Source organism: Streptomyces sp. NPDC023481 (genome assembly GCF_055560195.1).
Window position 1 is genome coordinate 348,349 of sequence record NZ_JBVHJE010000006.1, and the last position, 16,637, is coordinate 364,985.

A 16,637-nucleotide genomic window follows, 5' to 3' on the forward strand; every position below is an offset into this window, starting at 1 on the left:
TATTACCGAACCTTCGTACGCTTCCGGCCCGTGGACCCCATGCATCCAGAACCGCCCCACCCGCACCCGGCGCAGGCCCCGGCGCCCGAACCCGCGGCGCCCCCGGCGCCGCGGGTCGCCGTCGTCGTGATCGGCTACAACGACCGCGCCCATGTGGGTGATGCCGTGCGCTCGGCGCTCGATCAGGGACCCGCCGTCGCCGAGGTGATCGCCGTGGACGACTGCTCCACCGACGGCAGTGACGGGCTGCTCGCCCAGTTGGCGGCGGGCGAGCCGCGGCTGCGGGTGGTGCGCCGGGCGGAGAACAGCGGCGGCTGCGGCAGCCCGCGCAACGCCGGCATCGACGCGGCGACCGCGCCGTACGTGATGTTCCTGGACAGCGACGACGTGCTGCCGCCGGGCGCGGTGGACGCGCTGCTGGCGGCGGCCACCCAGGCGCGCGCCGAGGTGGCGAGCGGGCTGTGCGTGCGCCGGGAGCTGCCCTCGGGGCGCGAGCAGCCCTGGCAGGCGCCCCTGTACGCCTCGCCCGCCGTCCTGGCGCGCCCCGCTCAGCGCCCCCGCCTGGTCCACGACACGCTGTGCGTCAACAAGCTGTACCGCACCGACTTCCTGCGCGAGCACGGCATCCGCTTCCCCGAGGGCCGCTTCCTCTACGAGGACTTCGTCTTCGTCGCGCGGGTGCTGGCGGCGAGCCCGCGCCTCGCGCTCGTACCGGACCGGGTGTACGTGTGGCAGGTGCGCCGGTCGGCCGAGCGGCTGTCGCTCTCGCTGGACCGGGGGCGCGTCGAGAACTGGACGGCGCGCCTGGAGGCGTCCAGGCTGGCGTACGACATCCTGCTGGGCGCCGGGCAGAAGGAGCTGGCGCGGGCGGCGCGCGCCAAGTTCCTGGACCACGAGGTGCGCATGTACGCGCGCGAGCTGGGGTTGCGCGACCCGGACTACCGGCGCGCGTGGTGGGAGCTGACCCGGGAGTACCTCGCGCGCTACGACGCGGCCGACTGGGAGCTGGACCCCGCCGCGCCCGGCGGCCTGGTCGCCCGGGTGCTGCTGGAGTCGCCCGAGCCGCGCGACCTGCCCCGGCTGCGGGAGCTGGCCGCCCGCCCGGCGCGCCTGCTACCGCCGTACGCCCGCACGTCCGACGGGATCCCCGTCTGGTCCGACGCCCTTCCCCAGGTCACCCTGGCCTCCTTGCTGACCCGGCCCGTCGCCGAGCTGCCGCTCGCGGTGGACGCGGAACTGCGCCCCGGCGCGCGTGTCTCGCTGCTGCGCCTGCGGCTGCACGAGCTGTACGGCAGGGTGGCCGAGGGGGACCCGCGCGAGGTGGAGCTGGAGTGGCGGGCACGCGACGACGACCGCACGCGCGGGCGGACGACGGTGGCGCTCACGCCCTCCGGCGACACCTGGTCGGCCGTGGTGCCCGTCGACCTGGCACGGCTCGGCTCGGGCACCTGGGACCTGTGTCTGACCCTGCGCTTCGCCGACGGCACCCGGCGGGAGATGACGGCGCACGCCCGCACGGGCGACGGCCGGCTGCGCCGGCGCGCCGTTCCGAGCGCCGTGCACGGCGTCATCCTGGCCCAGCCGTACGCCACGCACTCCGGTGCACTGGCCCTGCGGGTGGCGACGGGCCTCGGTGGGATGCTGCGGGTGGTCCGCGGCCGCCTGCGCCGCCTGCTTCACTGAACACGGGCCGACCGACGAGCTGACAAGGAGATGCCGCAATGACCTGGCTGATCACCGGGGGCGCCGGATACATCGGGGCGCACGTCGTGCGGGCGATGACCGAGGCGGGCGAGCGCGCGGTCGTCTACGACGACCTGTCCACGGGGGTCGCCGCGCGCGTACCGGCCGAGGTCCCGCTGGTGCGCGGCTCGGTCCTGGACGCGGACCTGCTGGCCCGCACCCTCGCCGGACACGAGGTCACCGGGGTCGTCCATCTGGCCGCGAAGAAGCAGGTGGGCGAGTCGGTGGAGCGCCCGCTGCACTACTACCGGGAGAACGTCGAGGGCCTGCGCGTCCTGCTGGAAGCGGTGACCGCGGCGCAGATCCCGTCCTTCCTGTTCTCCTCCTCCGCGGCCGTCTACGGCATGCCCGACGTCGGCCTGGTGACGGAGGAGACCCCCTGCCGGCCGATGTCCCCGTACGGCGAGACGAAGCTGGCCGGCGAGTGGCTCGTCCGGGCCACGGGCCGGGCGACCGGCATGGCCACGGCGGCGCTCCGCTACTTCAACGTGGCGGGCGCGGCCGGCCCCGACCTCGCCGACACCGGCGTGTTCAACCTGGTCCCCATGGTGTTCGAGCGGCTCACCGAGGGCGCGGCGCCCCGGATCTTCGGCGACGACTACCCGACGCCCGACGGCACGTGCGTGCGCGACTACATCCACGTGGTCGACCTGGCCGAGGCCCATGTGACCGTCGCCCGCGCGCTGCGCTCGGCGCCCGGCACCGACCTGACCCTGAACATCGGGCGGGGCGAGGGCGTGTCGGTGCGCGAGATGATCGACCGGATCAACGCGGTCACCGGCTACGACCGCCCCCCGACGGTCACCCCGCGCCGCCCCGGCGACCCGGCCCGCGTGGTCGCCTCGGCCGCGCGGATCGCCACGGAACTGGGCTGGCACGCCAAGTACGACGTCCAGGACATGATCACGTCGGCGTGGGAGGGCTGGGTACGGAACCACCCCGAGGCGGCGCGGTCGTAGCGCGACCCCGCCCCCGGCGCCTCACAGCGCCTTGAGCGCCCCCGCCGTGGCCCGGGCCAGTTTCTCCAGGTACCCCTTGGGCAGCCGGGGTGAGCGGATCACCACCGCGCGCCAGTACAGGGGCCCGGAGATCAGGTCCAGGACCAGCTCGGGGTCGAGCCCCGCGGCCAGTTCCCCCCGGGTCTCGGCGGCCGCCACGATCCGGCTGGCCACCCCCTCCTGACCGTCGCGCAGCGCCTTCTGGAAGGCGTCCGCGAGGTCGGGATTGCGGGCCGCCTCGGCCTGGAGGTCGGGGATGATCTGCGAGGCCACCGGATGCCGCAGCGCGCGGGAGGTGACCTCGTACAGGAGCCGCAGGTCGCCCTCCAGGGAGCCGGTGTCCGGTACCGGGAAGCCGGTCACCGCCAGCGCCGACACCACGTCGAGTACCAGGTGCAGCTTCGAACGCCACCGCCGGTACACCGCCGTCTTGCCGACACCGGCCCGCCGGGCGATCCCCTCGATGGACATGCGCGCGTAGCCCGCGGCCGCCAGCTCCTCGAAGACGGCCGCCCGGATCGCCTCGGTGACGTCCTCCCGGAGCACGGCGGCCCCGGCGGGGGCCCGGCGGCGCGCACGCACCGGCGGCTCGTCGGCGGGCCCGGCGGCGTTCGTCGTCATACCGCACAGCATAGGGGCGTCACGACGAAACGGTTGCGTTCCGACGTCGATTGGCCGTACGCTCACGTTGCGACGATACGGTCCCGTCCCGTCGTAAGAGAACGTGAAGAGAAGCGTAAGGAAACAACGGTCGACGGGAACGAACGCGGCGATCCCGGCAAAAGTCGGACGCAGCACCCCTCCCCCCCGAGCGAAAGCAGCGGATGTGAGCCAGGTCCTCCACACACCGCCCCCGACCCGGGCCCCGGCCGACGACGACCTCTCGGCACTGGCGGCCCGGCACGGCCTGTCGGTCAGCGGCGCCCGCCCCTCACTGCCGGAGTACGTCCGCCAGCTGTGGGCCCGCCGCCACTTCATCAGCGCCTTCGCGACCGCCAAGCTGACCGCGCAGTACAGCCAGGCGAAGCTCGGCCAGGTCTGGCAGGTCATGACCCCGCTGCTGAACGCGGCGGTGTACTACTTCATCTTCGGCGTGCTGCTCGGCACCAAGCACAACGTCCCGGACTACGTCCCCTTCCTGGTCACGGGCGTGTTCATCTGGACGTTCACCCAGAGCTCGATCATGGCGGGCACCCGCGCGATCTCCGGCAACCTCGGCCTGGTCCGCGCCCTGCACTTCCCGCGCGCCGCCCTGCCGATCTCCTTCGCGCTCCAGCAGCTCCAGCAGCTGCTGTTCTCGATGGCCGCCCTGGTCGTCATCCTGCTCTGCTTCGGCGTACCGGTCGCCGCCTCCTGGGTGCTGGCGATCCCGGCGCTCGTGCTGCAGTTCACGTTCAACGCCGGCGTCTCGATGATCATGGCGCGGATGGGCGCCAAGACCCCGGACATCGCCCAGCTGATGCCGTTCCTGCTGCGCACGTGGATGTACGTGTCCGGCGTGATGTGGAGCATCGACAAGCTGGCCAGGAAGGACGACCTGCCGCACATCGTCACCGTCCTGCTGGAACTCAACCCGGCCGCGGTCTACATCGACCTCATGCGGTTCGCGCTGATCGACAGCTTCCACGCCAAGTCCCTGCCCCCGCACGTCTGGGCGGCGGCCGTCGGCTGGGCCCTGCTCGCCGGCATCGGCGGCTTCATCTACTTCTGGAAGGCTGAGGAGACGTACGGCCGTGGCTGAGCACAGCGAGAAGATCCCCACCGTCGTCGCCGACGACGTCGACATCGTCTACCGGGTCAACGGCACCGGCGCCGGCCGCGGCACCGCCACCGCCGCCCTCAACCGCATCCTGCGCCGCAAGCAGACCGAGAAGGCGGCCGGCGTGCGCCGGGTGCACGCGGTGAAGAAGGTGTCGTTCGTCGCCTACCGGGGGGAGGCGATCGGGCTCATCGGCACCAACGGCTCCGGCAAGTCCACCCTGCTCAAGGCGGTCGCCGGCCTCCTGCCGGTGGAGAGCGGGCACATCTTCACCGACGGCCAGCCCTCGCTGCTGGGCGTCAACGCGGCCCTGATGAACGACCTGACGGGCGAGCGGAACATCTACCTGGGCGGTCTGGCCATGGGCATGTCCCGGGAGCAGATCAAGGAGCGCTACCAGGACATCGTCGACTTCTCCGGGATCAACGAGAAGGGCGACTTCATCACCCTGCCGATGCGCACGTACTCCTCCGGCATGGCCGCCCGGCTCCGCTTCTCCATCGCCGCCGCCAAGGACCACGACGTCCTGCTGATCGACGAGGCGCTGGCCACGGGCGACCGCTCCTTCCAGAAACGCTCCGAGGCGCGGATCCGCGAGCTGCGGCAGCACGCGGGCACGGTCTTCCTGGTCAGCCACAACAACAAGTCGATCCGTGACACCTGCGAGCGGGTACTGTGGCTGGAGCGCGGCGAACTGCGCATGGACGGCCCCACCGAAGAGGTCATGAAGGAGTACGAGGCCTTCACCGGCGACAAGAAGCCGGCTTCCGCCCAGGCCCCGGAGCAGAAGAAGCCGGAGCCGAAGGTGACCGAAGCGACAGCGGAAGCGACGGATGCGAAAGTGGACGACACCAAAGCGGACACATCGCAACCGGACGCGCCGAAAGTGCCTCTTCCCTCCTGAGCCCCCTCTTACGCCGAGCGCAGCCATCCCTTTCATCTGCTTAGTGACAGTATGTTATGAAAGGGCGCGGAGACCATGACCCGAAGGAGTCCACTGCGATGCCCCAGCTGAGTGTGATCGTCTACGGGCCGAACGCACAGGGGCATCTGAGCGAGCTGCTTGGCTCCCTGGAGTCCCACCCCCTCTCCGACGCCGAGGTGATCGTCGCCGCGGTCGGCGCGTGGGCGCGGGAGGCGGCCGAGGCCCACGCCCCCGAGACGATCGTCGTACCGCTGCCGGACGGCACCGGTGACGCGGCGGCCCGCGCGGCCGGCGCCGCCCGTGCCCGTGGCCGCTGGCTGCACTTCGTCCACACCGAGGACGGCCTGCCGGCCGGCGCGCCCCGCCTGATCGCCGAGCGGACCGCCGAACTGGACGCCGCGGGTCCGGCGGACAGCCCCGTGGACGTCCTCCTCTTCGACCACGTCACCACCACCTGGCAGACCGCCGCCCGGCCCTCCCGCGACGGCCGCCACCTTGCCGCCGTCGGCCGCGCGGGCCTGCCCCTGGCCGAGGCGGCCGACCTGGTGCGGCTCACCCCGCTGCTGGGCAACCGCGCCCTGCGCGCCGCCTTCTGGCAGGCCCACGAGGAGCAGCTGAACACCGACGACGAGCCGCGCGCCGCCCACGCGGCCCTGCTGCTGGCCGGCCGCGTCGCCTGCCTGAACCAGACGGCGTACGAGCACCGCGTGCTGCGCCCCGAGAGCCTGCCGCCGCGCGCCCCCGAGGACCGGCTGAGGCTCATCGACCACTACGAGTGGCTGCTCGCGCTCACCCGGGACCGGCGCGCCCCCCGCACGGTGCTGTACGACCTGATGGTGCGCGACCTGGTACGCACCTTCGCCCGCGAGGACCTGCCCGACGCGGTGGCCCGCGAGTTCTTCCGCCGTGCCTCCCTGGCCGCCGTCCGCTGGCGCCCCGAGGGCCACCGGCGCCCGGCCGGCCTGGAGGGCGTACGGCACGGGCTGCTGGAGGAGGGCGCCTACACCAAGTACCGCGCGTTCCAGGCGGCCAACCGCACCCGCCGGGCCGCCCGCAAGGCCGTACGGACCCGCAAGCGGCAGCTGGGCGCCACGATCCGCGACCACCAGTACCAGCGCGCCCTCGACCGCCCGGTGAACCCGAACCTCGCCGTGTTCGCCGCCTACTGGGAGCGCGGGGTGTCCTGCAACCCGGCCGCGGTCGCCGCGAAGCTCGCCGAACTCGCCCCTCACATCCACCCGGTGTGGGTGGTGAACAAGGAGAACGCGGCCCTGCTGCCGCCCGGCACCGACCACGCCGTCCCCGGCACCCGCCGCTACTGGGAGACCCTGGCCACCGCCAAGTACCTGACGAACAACGTCAACTTCCCGAACGCGGTGGTCAAACGTCCGGACGCGATCCACCTCCAGACCCACCACGGCACCCCGCTCAAGCGCATGGGCCTGGACCAGATGGACCACCCGGCCGCCGCCAAGGGCCTGGACTTCGCCGCCCTGCTGGCCCGCATCGACAAGTGGGACTACAGCGTCAGCGCCAACAGCCACTCCACCCGCATGTGGGAGCGCGCCTACCCGTCCCGCTACACCTCGCTGGACTACGGCTATCCGCGCAACGACGTGTACTACACGGCCACCGCCGCCGACGTCCGCGCCGCCCGCGACCGCCTCGGCATCCCGCCCGGCCGGACCGCCGTCCTCTACGCACCCACCCACCGCGACTACGAGGCCGGCTACACCCCGCGCCTCGACCTCGCCGCCCTCGCCGACCGCCTCGGCGAGAACACCGTCCTGCTGGTGCGCGCCCACTACTTCTACGGCGGCGCCGCCTCCCCGCTGACCGGCCTGCGCCGCTCCGGCCGGATCATCGACGTCTCCTCCTACGACCCCGTCGAGGAACTCTGCCTGGCCGCCGACGCGCTGGTCACGGACTACTCGTCGATCATGTTCGACTACGCCAACCTGGACCGCCCGATCGTGGTCTACGCCGACGACTGGGAGACGTACCGCACCACCCGGGGCGTCTACTTCGACCTGATGGCCGAGCACCCCGGCCAGGTCGCCCGCACCCAGGAGGAACTCGCGGAGATCTTCGTCTCCGGTGCCTGGCGCGACGACAGCGCGGCCAAGGCGCGGACCGCGTTCCGCCGCCGGTTCTGCGAGTACGACGACGGACGCGCCGCCGAACGGGTCGTACGCCGGGTGTTCCTGAACGAACCGGAGGACGCTCTGCCACCGGTGCTCCCCCTGGAAGACCGCACCCCCGCCCCGACGCCCGAGGAGGCCACGGCATGACCCCCGACGTCACGGTCACGGTCATCGTCTTCAACGACGCGGCCCGCCTCCCCCGCGCGGTCGCCTCGTTGCGCGCGCAGACCCACGCCAACATCGAGATCGTCATCAGCGACGACCACTCGACGGACGACACACCCGCGGTCGCCCGGGAACTGGCGGCCCAGGACCACCGGATCCGCTACATCCGGCTGCCGGAGAACAGCGGCGGCTGCAGCGCCCCGCGCAACCGGGCCATCGAGATCGCCCGGGCGCCGTACCTGATGTTCCTCGACAGCGACGACGAACTCCCGCCGCGTGCCGTGGAGCTGCTGCTCGCCGCGCACCGCGAGCGGGAGGTGGACTTCGCCATGGGCGCGGTCCGCCGGGTCCGGGTGGACAACGGCCGCCGCTCGACGTGGATGCCGCACCTGGTCGCCGAAGCCCGCACGGTGGAGGGCATCGAGCAGGACCCCCGGCTCCTCTTCGAGCACCTGTCGACCAGCAAGATGTACGCCCGCGCCTTCCTCGACCGCCACCAGCTGCGCTTCCCCGAGGGCATCCACTACGAGGACCAGCTGTTCTCGGCGCAGGCGTACTGCCTGGCGAAGGCGTTCACGATCATCCCGGACCCGGTGTACGTCTGGTACATCGAGCCGTTCGCCGCCGCGGCCGCCGCCTCCATCTCCAACCAGCGGCACAAGATCTCCAACGTCCGCGACCGGGTCCACGTCCAGCGGCTGATCGACGACTTCCTGGTGAGCAGCGGGCACGCGGGGCTGCGGGAGGACAAGGACTACAAGTTCCTCAAGCACGACTTCCGGATGTACGCGGGCGACCTGCCGTACCGGGACGAGGAGTGGCTGACGTCCTTCGCGGACCTCATGACCCCCTACCTGGACACGCTCGCCCCCGCCGCGTACGCCCGGCTGCCCCGCGCCGAGCGGGTGGTGCTGGAGCTGCTGCGCGCCGGCCGCCTGGCTGAGGTGCGGCAGGCGGCGCGCGGGCTGGGGCACCCGGTGGCGCCACGGCAGGTGACGACCGGCCCCGACGGCGTGCCCTACTGGGGCGACAGCGTCCCGTCGACGGACCGCGCCCGCCGCGAACTCGACGTCCGCGAGCTGGAGCTGGACACCCGGCCGTTCCCCACCGCCCTGTTCCGCCACGAGATCACCGAGCTGACGCCCGGCCCCGGCGCGACCCTCACCCTCAGGATCCGCACCTACGACCCCGGTCTGCGGATGCCCGTCGGACCCCAGCGCGCGTCCCTGCTGCTGACGCCCGGCAGGCGCCGTATGACGGTGCCCTTCCGCCTCGACCCGGTCCGCCCCGGTGTCTTCGAGGGCACGGCCCGACTGGACCTGGCCGCCGCGCAGGTCCCGCTGCACGGCTTCGCCGGCGTACGGCACCCCCTGGTCCGCCTGGACCAGCAGGGCCTGTCCAACTCGGCCCTGCTCCTGGCCCCGCTGGAGTTCCCGTCGCGCACGGTCCGCATCCCCTACCACTCCGGTGCCGCCCCCCACGACCTCACGCTGGAACCGGAACTGCGCAACCCCGGCCGCCTGCAGCTGCGCTGGGCCCCGGTCGGCATGACGGCCCGCGTCACCCGGCCCCTGCTGCACCGCCTGGCCCATCCCCGGCTGCGCAACGCCGCCCGCCTGGCGGCGAGCGTCCTCCGGTAAGGGGGGCGGGGCCGCCGGGGCCTGCGGGCCGTCGCGGCACGGGGGCGCAGGCGGTCTCCTGCCGACGGCGGTGGGCGGCCGCCGACCTCGTTCGGCTCAGGGGAGCACGCGGTACAGGGTCTGGTGGCCGGGGCCCACGGTCACCTTCCGGAGCCAGGGTGCCGACGGTCCCCCGACGACCCACCGCACCCCGTACTCCCGCAGGATCCCCCGCCGGTCCGCCGCCCCGGTCCCGCCGGCGAAGTACCGCTCCACCGCCGTCTCCCGGCGCGCCGCGTCCGGGAGGAACACGTCCGGATACCCCGGCGCCACCGTGTACGGCCCGTACGCGGGGATCTGCCGGGCCGGGTACGTAGGGGCCATCACCACATCCCCGTACCTCACCCCGGCCCGCATGATCCACTGGTAACCCACCCACGGCGTCCGGTACTTCTCGGCGACCACCCGGGGAAGCGCGTCCCGCGGCACCACGTACCCGAGCGTCCCGGCCTGCGTCCACGCCCCCACCGCCAGCGCGGCGAGCAGCACACACGCCCACCCCCGCCGCACGGCCCGCCGCCCCGCCGACACCACCTCGAGCGCTGCCGCGAGCTGCGCCGGGACGAGCGCGGCGGGCAGGGCCCGGCCCCAGGAGTAGTGCCCGCTCAGACCGCCCGCCGCGAACACCAGCACGCCCAGGACGAAGAAGAGGACCAGCGGGTCCCGGCGGTCCCGCCGCCACCGCAGGGCCAGTGCCGCGACCCCGAGCAGCACGAGCCCGAACCGGCCGGCCAGGTCCTGGTAGAGCGGCCGGTGGATGGCCTCCAGGTCGGCGCCGGCGGAGAACAGCGCGAAGAAGTCGTAGTACGGCCACAGCCACAGCACCAGCAGTCCCGCGGCCAGCCCGGCACCGAGCCGCAGCAGCACCCCCCGCGCCGGCCTCGCGCCGAGCACCACGGCCAGCCCGCCCAGGGACGCCACGACCCCGGTGAACTGATGGCACAGCAGGATCAGCGCCCACAGCACCCCCAGCCCCGGCCACACCGCCCACCCGGCCGCCGAGCGCACCGCCCGGGTCAGCCAGGCCCAGAAGTGGAAGCTGAGCCCGAGCGCGACCACGCTGGGGTACGCCACCGTCAGCGCGAGGGAGTTCAGCCCCAGGAAGCCGCTCCAGTTGAACAGGACCGGCCCCCAGAGCAGCAGCAGGCTCAGCAGGGCCAGGGCGGGAGCGGCGCGATGGGCGCTGAGCGTGCGGACGTACCGGAAGACCCCGGTCACCAGCAGCGCCAGCCCGGCGAGCGCGGCCAGCCGCAGCACCACGAAGACGGAGAGGCCGGTCAGCTTGGCGACGGCGCCGAGCAGCAGCATCCACGGCGAGTAGTAGGGGCTCGGCGTGTCCGCGTCGACCAGCGGGTTGCCGGGGTGCGGCAGGTCGTGCGCGAGGCGCTGCACGGTGGCCGCGTGCATGCCGAGGTCACCCGCCCACGGCAGGCGGACGACGACCAGGAGCAGCAGCACCACGACCAGCGCGGCGGCGAGTTGCGGCAGCGTCCGACCGACGCGCGACGCGGGGCCGCCCGGCGATGTCGTGGGCGTCACCGGTTGGATGTCTGACGGCGCGGTGTGCACACCGCCGACCCTATCCGAAGCCTCGCGAAGAGCAGGAAAAGGGACGGGAAAGGGAAGTGACAGGCGCCCCCGGCGTGCTGCCGGGGGCGCCTGCGGTGTCGTACGCCTACGAGTGCGTGCGCAGCAGCGTCCGCATCGTCCGCATCGCCACCGACAGGTTGGCGAGGTCGAAGGAGTCGGAGCTGCGGATCTCGTCCAGCGTGGTGCGGGCGCGGCTCAGGATCGCCGCGTTCTTCTGCTCCCACGCCTTGAAGCGCTGCTCGGGCGTCGAGGTGCCGTTACCGACGGCCAGGACGTCCGCGGTGAGCGCCGCGTGGGCCGCGTACAGGTCCTCGCGGATGGAGGCGCGGGCCATGGACTGCCAGCGGTCGGCGCGGGGCAGCTCGATGATGCGGTCCATCAGCTGGGTGATGTTCAGCCGGTCGGCGAGGTCGTAGTAGATCTCGGCGACGTCCAGCGGCTCCTTGTCCGTGCGGTCGGCCACCGACACGATGTCGAGCGCCGGGAAGGCGGAGGAGAACCCGGCCACGCGGGTGGCGAGCTCGTCCGGGACGCCGGCCGCGGACAGCTCGTCGTACACGTGCTGGTACCACTCCAGGTCCGCGCCGCGCAGCAGCTTCGGCAGCTCCTGCCAGACCCGCTCGACCCGCTCGGCGAAGAACTCCACCGTCTCGGCGAGCTGCAGCGGCTGCGGCCGGTTGTTGAGCAGCCAGCGGGTGCCGCGCTCGACCAGGCGGCGCGAGTGCAGCCGGATCCGGGTCTGGACACCCGCTTCGACCTTGTTGTCCAGCGCCTCGACCGCGTCCCACACCGGCGCCGAGCAGAAGATCGCGCGGGCCGCGGTCTGGGCGCGGACGATCTCCTCCAGCGAGGCCCCGGTCTCCTCGCGCAGCCGGTGCAGATACGTCGTACCGCCCGTGTTGACGGTGTCGTTGACCAGCACCGTCGTGGTGATCTCGCGGCGCAGCGGGTGGTTCTCGATCGCCTCGGCGAACCGCTCGCGCAGCGCCGTCGGGAAGTAGGAGTGCAGCAGACCGCGCAGGTACGGGTCGTCCGGCAGCGAGGTGTGCAGCAGTTCCTCGGCCACCGTGATCTTCGTGTACGCCAGGACGACGGCCGTCTCCGGGCTGGTCAGGCCCTGGCCCCCGGCGAGGCGCTCACGGATCTGCCGGTCGGTGGGCAGGAACTCCAGCGCCCGGTCCAGGTGGCCCTCGCGCACCAGGTGGCGGATGAACCTCTGCTGGGCGTGGAGCATGTCCTTGGCCTGGGACAGGGCGTTGGCCAGGGCGGTGTTCTGCGCGTAGTTGTTGCGCAGGACCAGCGCGCCGACCTCGTCGGTCATCTCGGCGAGCAGCTTGTTGCGCTGCTTGACGGTCATGTCGCCGTCCGTGACCAGACCGTTCAGCAGGATCTTGATGTTCACCTCGTGGTCGGAGGTGTCCACACCGGCGCTGTTGTCGATCGCGTCCGTGTTGATCTTGCCGCCGTGCATGGCGAACTCGATCCGGCCGAGCTGGGTCAGACCCAGGTTGCCGCCCTCGCCGACGACCTTGGTCCGCAGGTCACTGCCGTCGACGCGGATCGCGTCGTTGGCCTTGTCGCCGACGTCCGCGTTGGACTCCGCCGACGACTTCACGTACGTGCCGATGCCGCCGTTCCACAGCAGGTCGACCGGCGCCTTGAGGATCGCCTTCATCAGGTCCGCCGGGGTCATCTTGGCGACCTTGTCCTCGATGCCGAGGGCCTGGCGGATGTGGCTGTTGAGCGGGATCGACTTGGCGGTGCGCGGGAAGATCCCGCCGCCCGCCGACAGCAGCCCGGTGTCGTAGTCCGCCCAGCTGGAGCGGGGCAGCTCGAACAGGCGGCGGCGCTCGGCGTAGGAGGTGGCCGCGTCCGGGGTGGGGTCGATGAAGATGTGCCGGTGGTCGAAGGCGGCGACCAGGCGGATGTGCTCGGACAGCAGCATGCCGTTGCCGAACACGTCACCGGACATGTCACCGATGCCGACGACCGTGAAGTCCTCGCTCTGCGTGTCCACGCCCAGCTCGCGGAAGTGCCGCTTCACGGACTCCCAGGCGCCGCGCGCGGTGATGCCCATGCCCTTGTGGTCGTAGCCGGCCGAGCCGCCGGAGGCGAAGGCGTCGCCGAGCCAGAAGTTGTACTGCCCGGCGACCCCGTTGGCGATGTCCGAGAAGGTCGCGGTGCCCTTGTCGGCGGCGACCACCAGGTAGGTGTCGTCGCCGTCGTGCCGGACCACGTCCTGCGGCGGCACGACCTCGCCGGCCACCATGTTGTCGGTGATGTCCAGCAGCGCCGAGATGAACGTCTTGTAGCTGGCGACGCCCTCGGCCAGCCAGGCGTCGCGGTCCACGCTCGGGTCGGGCAGCTGCTTGGCGACGAAGCCGCCCTTGGCGCCGACCGGCACGATGACGGTGTTCTTCACCATCTGCGCCTTGACCAGGCCGAGGATTTCGGTACGGAAGTCCTCGCGCCGGTCCGACCAGCGCAGGCCACCGCGCGCGACCTTGCCGAAGCGCAGGTGCACGCCCTCCACCCGCGGCGAGTACACCCAGATCTCGTACGCCGGGCGCGGCGCGGGCAGGTCCGGGATGGCCTGCGGGTCGAACTTCATGGAGACGTAGTCGTGCGGCTCGCCGCCGAGCGCCTCCTGGAAGAAGTTCGTGCGCAGGGTCGCCTTGATGACGGTCAGGAAGGAGCGCAGGATGCGGTCCTCGTCCAGGCTGGCCACCTGCTCCAGGGCCGCGTCGAGCTCCTCCAGGAGGGCGTCGGTGATCTCCAGGCCGGCCTTCTGCCGGTCCGGGGACATCCGCGCCTCGAACAGGGAGACGAGGAGCCGGGTGGTGTGGACGTTGTTGCGGAGGGTGTCCTCCATGTAGTCCTGCGAGAAGGTCGAGCCGGCCTGCCGCAGGTACTTGGCGTAGGCGCGCAGCACCATCGCCTGCCGCCAGGTCAGCCCGGCGCTCAGCACCAGGGCGTTGAAGCCGTCGTTCTCGGCCTTGCCGGTCCAGGTCGCTGCGAACGCCTCCTGGAACCGCTCACGGCCGTCGTCGCCCAGGTAGTCGCCGTTGCCGCCGCCGAGCGACTTCGGCATGCGCAGACCGAAGTCGTAGATCCAGGCGGTGGTGCGGTCGGCGCAGCGCATCTCGTACGGCCGCTCGTCCGTGACCTCGACGCCGAGCCGGCTCAGCACCGGCAGCACCTTGGACAGGGAGACCGTGCCGCCCTTCTGGTAGATCTTGAAGCGGCGCTCGTCGGGCGCGGCACCCACCGGCTCGTACAGACTGAGCGAGAAGGCCTTGTCCTCGCTCAGCTGCTCCAGGTGGACCAGGTCGGCGACCGCGGCACGCGGGCTGTGGTCGGCCTTGTAGCCCTCGGGGAAGGCGTGGTTGTAGCGGCGCAGCACCTCGGCCGCGCGCTCCTCGCCGCACTCGGCGGTCAGCGCCTCGGCGAACGCGTCGGCCCAGGAACGGGCCGCCTCGACCAGGCGGGCCTCGATGCGCTCCTTGTCGGTGTCCGACAGCTCGGGAAGCTCGGTGCCCTGCGGGACCCGGACGACGAAGTGCAGCCGGGACAGGATCGACTCGGTGTTCCAGGCGGTGAAGTCGACGCTGGTGCCGCCCAGCTCCTCCTTCAGGATGTCGATGATCCGCAGGCGCACGCCGGTGGTGTAGCGGTCGCGCGGGAGGTAGACGAGGGCCGAGTAGTAGCGGCCGTACTCGTCCTGGCGCAGGTACAGCCGCAGCCGGCGGCGCTCCTGGAGGTAGAGCACGCTGGTGACGATGGCCTGCAGCTCGGCGACCGGGGTCTGGAACAGCTCGTCGCGCGGGTAGGTCTCCATGATCTGGAGCAGGTCGCGGCCGTCGTGGCTGTGGGGCGAGAAACCGGCCCGGCTCAGCACCTCGTCGACCTTGCGGCGGATCACCGGGACCCGGCGCACGGACTCGGTGTACGCGGCCGAGGAGAACAGCCCGAGGAAGCGCCGCTCACCGACGACGTTGCCGTCCGCGTCGAACTTCTTGACGCCGATGTAGTCCAGGTACGACGGCCGGTGCACGGTGGCCCGGCTGTTGGCCTTGGTCAGCACCAGCAGCTTGTGCTCGCGGGCCTTGGCCCGGGCGTCGGCCGGGAGCCGCTCGAAGGAGGGGCTGACCGGGTGCCGGTCCTCCTCGGCGTGGTGCGGGTCCGACCGCAGTATGCCGAGCCCGGTGCCGGGCACCGCGGCGAGCGTGTCGTCCTCGCGCAGCTGGTACTCGCGGTAGCCGAGGAAGGTGAAGTGGTCGTCGGACAGCCAGCGCAGCAGTTCGCAGGCCTCGGCGACCTCGGCCTCGGGCAGGTCGCCGGGGGCGGGCTCGCCCGCCAGCCCGTCGGCGAGCCGGGTCGCGGTGCCCCGCATCTTCTCCCAGTCCTCGACGGCCTCCCGGACGTCGGACAGGATGCGCGCCAGGTCGGCGGTGATCTGCTTCAGGTCGGCGCGGTCGGTCTCCCGGTCGATCTCGACGTGGATCCAGGACTCGACGTGCGCGTCGTGCGGCAGGTCGCCGACGGGCGGGGTCGGCAGCACCTCGATCAGCTTGCCGGTCAGATCCCGGCGGACCACGAACTGCGGGTGGATGACGACGTGGATGCCGCGGCCCTGCCGGGTCAGCTCATTGGTGACCGAGTCCACGAGGAAGGGCATGTCGTCGGTGACGACCTCCACCACGCTGTGGCTGCAGGTCCACCCGTTCTCCTCGACGGTCGGGGTGTGCACCCGGACGTTCGCGGTGCCCTGCGGGCGGATCTCGGCGAGCCGGTAGTGCGAGACCGCGGCCCCGAAGACGTCGACCGGGTCGCGGTCGGCGAGGTCTTCCGGGGCGGTGTGCAGGTAGTAGCGCTGGAGGAACGCGAGCACGGATTCGCTGTCCGGGGTGCCGGGGGTGCCCTCACTCGTCGTCCCGGTCGGTAGGTGCCCCCCGACCGGGCTGTTCTCAGCTACCCGGGCGGCCCTTTCGAGCAGCTCGGCCTTGGCTTCGTCCAGCTTGGTCTGCATTGTCCTCTGGCTCCTGTCGCGCGCCGTTGCGTGACGTAGAAGGAAGTACGGGCTCTTTCCCTCCGGCTCGACGCCACGGCCCGGGGTGTCCGGTCCGATCCGACGCTATGCCGCGAGGGGGGATGAGCGGGGGGTATTCGGCCATTCTCGGCACGTCCGTCGACTGTGACGCTGCGCTCGGCACCGCCGTGTCCCGGAGCGTCCTCGGCGTCCGGGGAGCGTCCGCGCTCCCGTCCCGCCCGCGAAGACCAGCGACCGCCGCCCGGCCACGGAGGTGTTCCGTGCAACCCGGGCGCAGGGCAGGAGCAGGATCGCCCCCGCGAGCTATCGCGCTGATCACGCCACAAGGCTATCGCCACTTACCGGGGGCCCGTCATGAGCCGTATGTGTACAAAACCGGGGGTCGAAGTTTGACGTTCTGCACAGGGGCGGGCTGGGGGCGGGTGGCGTATTCGGATCGGTGCGGGTGGCTTGTTCCCCCCGCACTCCCCGCCCGCGGGTGCGACGGTGTGGCTCGTCTTCGGTCACCCGGTCGCGTCCGCGCGTCCACGGCGGCACTCTGAGAGACAACCGGGCCCTCTTGGCAAGCGCGCCCGGCGGGGGCA

Annotated in this window: 9 protein-coding genes; 6 read left to right on the forward strand and 3 right to left on the reverse strand. The window is 72.2% G+C overall.

Annotated features, from left to right (window positions below; translation table 11 throughout):
- Positions 1-39: 39 nt before the first annotated feature.
- Positions 40-1,683, forward strand: coding sequence for a glycosyltransferase family 2 protein (locus ACZ3ZD_RS15825; RefSeq protein WP_467397215.1), 1,644 nt, complete (start codon positions 40-42; stop codon positions 1,681-1,683).
- Positions 1,684-1,721: 38 nt separating this feature from the next.
- Positions 1,722-2,702: a UDP-glucose 4-epimerase GalE gene (gene galE, locus ACZ3ZD_RS15830; RefSeq protein WP_467397121.1), complete on the forward strand. Its 981-nt coding sequence runs from the start codon at positions 1,722-1,724 to the stop codon at positions 2,700-2,702.
- Positions 2,703-2,723: 21 nt separating this feature from the next.
- Here galE and ACZ3ZD_RS15835 read toward each other — a convergent pair whose 3' ends face one another.
- Positions 2,724-3,362 carry a TetR/AcrR family transcriptional regulator gene (locus ACZ3ZD_RS15835; RefSeq protein WP_467397123.1) on the reverse strand — a complete coding sequence of 213 codons (639 nt, stop codon included), beginning with the start codon at positions 3,360-3,362 and terminating at the stop codon, positions 2,724-2,726.
- A 205-nt stretch (positions 3,363-3,567) separates the two neighbouring features.
- Here ACZ3ZD_RS15835 and ACZ3ZD_RS15840 point away from each other — a divergent pair, with 205 nt between their 5' ends.
- The 4 genes from ACZ3ZD_RS15840 (at position 3,568) to ACZ3ZD_RS15855 (ending at position 9,374) form a co-directional block, all read left to right on the forward strand.
- Entirely contained in the window at positions 3,568-4,482 is a 915-nt protein-coding gene (locus ACZ3ZD_RS15840; RefSeq protein ID WP_467397126.1) for an ABC transporter permease, read from the forward strand.
- Entirely contained in the window at positions 4,475-5,404 is a 930-nt protein-coding gene (locus ACZ3ZD_RS15845) for an ABC transporter ATP-binding protein (protein ID WP_467397128.1), read from the forward strand. The genes ACZ3ZD_RS15840 and ACZ3ZD_RS15845 overlap by 8 nt, the downstream gene beginning before the upstream one ends.
- Before the next feature lie 98 nt (positions 5,405-5,502).
- A complete protein-coding gene (locus ACZ3ZD_RS15850; RefSeq protein WP_467397130.1) occupies positions 5,503-7,716 on the forward strand; it encodes a CDP-glycerol glycerophosphotransferase family protein in 2,214 nt (737 codons plus the stop codon).
- Positions 7,713-9,374, forward strand: coding sequence for a glycosyltransferase family 2 protein (locus ACZ3ZD_RS15855; protein WP_467397133.1), 1,662 nt, complete (start codon positions 7,713-7,715; stop codon positions 9,372-9,374). Before ACZ3ZD_RS15850 ends, ACZ3ZD_RS15855 begins: the two co-directional genes overlap by 4 nt.
- 96 nt (positions 9,375-9,470) lie before the next feature.
- Here the strand turns inward: ACZ3ZD_RS15855 and ACZ3ZD_RS15860 are convergent, their stop codons facing one another.
- On the reverse strand, positions 9,471-10,952 hold the full coding sequence (locus ACZ3ZD_RS15860; RefSeq protein WP_467397135.1) for a hypothetical protein: 1,482 nt from the start codon (positions 10,950-10,952) through the stop codon (positions 9,471-9,473).
- Between the two features lie 136 nt (positions 10,953-11,088).
- Positions 11,089-16,032: an NAD-glutamate dehydrogenase gene (locus tag ACZ3ZD_RS15865; protein WP_467397138.1), complete on the reverse strand. Its 4,944-nt coding sequence runs from the start codon at positions 16,030-16,032 to the stop codon at positions 11,089-11,091.
- Positions 16,033-16,637: the final 605 nt, after the last annotated feature.

Bases quoted from the DNA above. Each gene is read 5' to 3' on its own strand.
- ACZ3ZD_RS15825 (WP_467397215.1), top strand. From the start codon at position 40: ATGCATCCAGAACCGCCCCACCCGCACCCGGCGCAGGCCCCGGCGCCC.
- ACZ3ZD_RS15850 (WP_467397130.1), top strand. From the start codon at position 5,503: ATGCCCCAGCTGAGTGTGATCGTCTACGGGCCGAACGCACAGGGGCAT.
- galE (WP_467397121.1), top strand. From the start codon at position 1,722: ATGACCTGGCTGATCACCGGGGGCGCCGGATACATCGGGGCGCACGTC.
- ACZ3ZD_RS15855 (WP_467397133.1), top strand. From the start codon at position 7,713: ATGACCCCCGACGTCACGGTCACGGTCATCGTCTTCAACGACGCGGCC.
- ACZ3ZD_RS15835 (WP_467397123.1), bottom strand. From the start codon at position 3,362: ATGACGACGAACGCCGCCGGGCCCGCCGACGAGCCGCCGGTGCGTGCG.
- ACZ3ZD_RS15865 (WP_467397138.1), bottom strand. From the start codon at position 16,032: ATGCAGACCAAGCTGGACGAAGCCAAGGCCGAGCTGCTCGAAAGGGCC.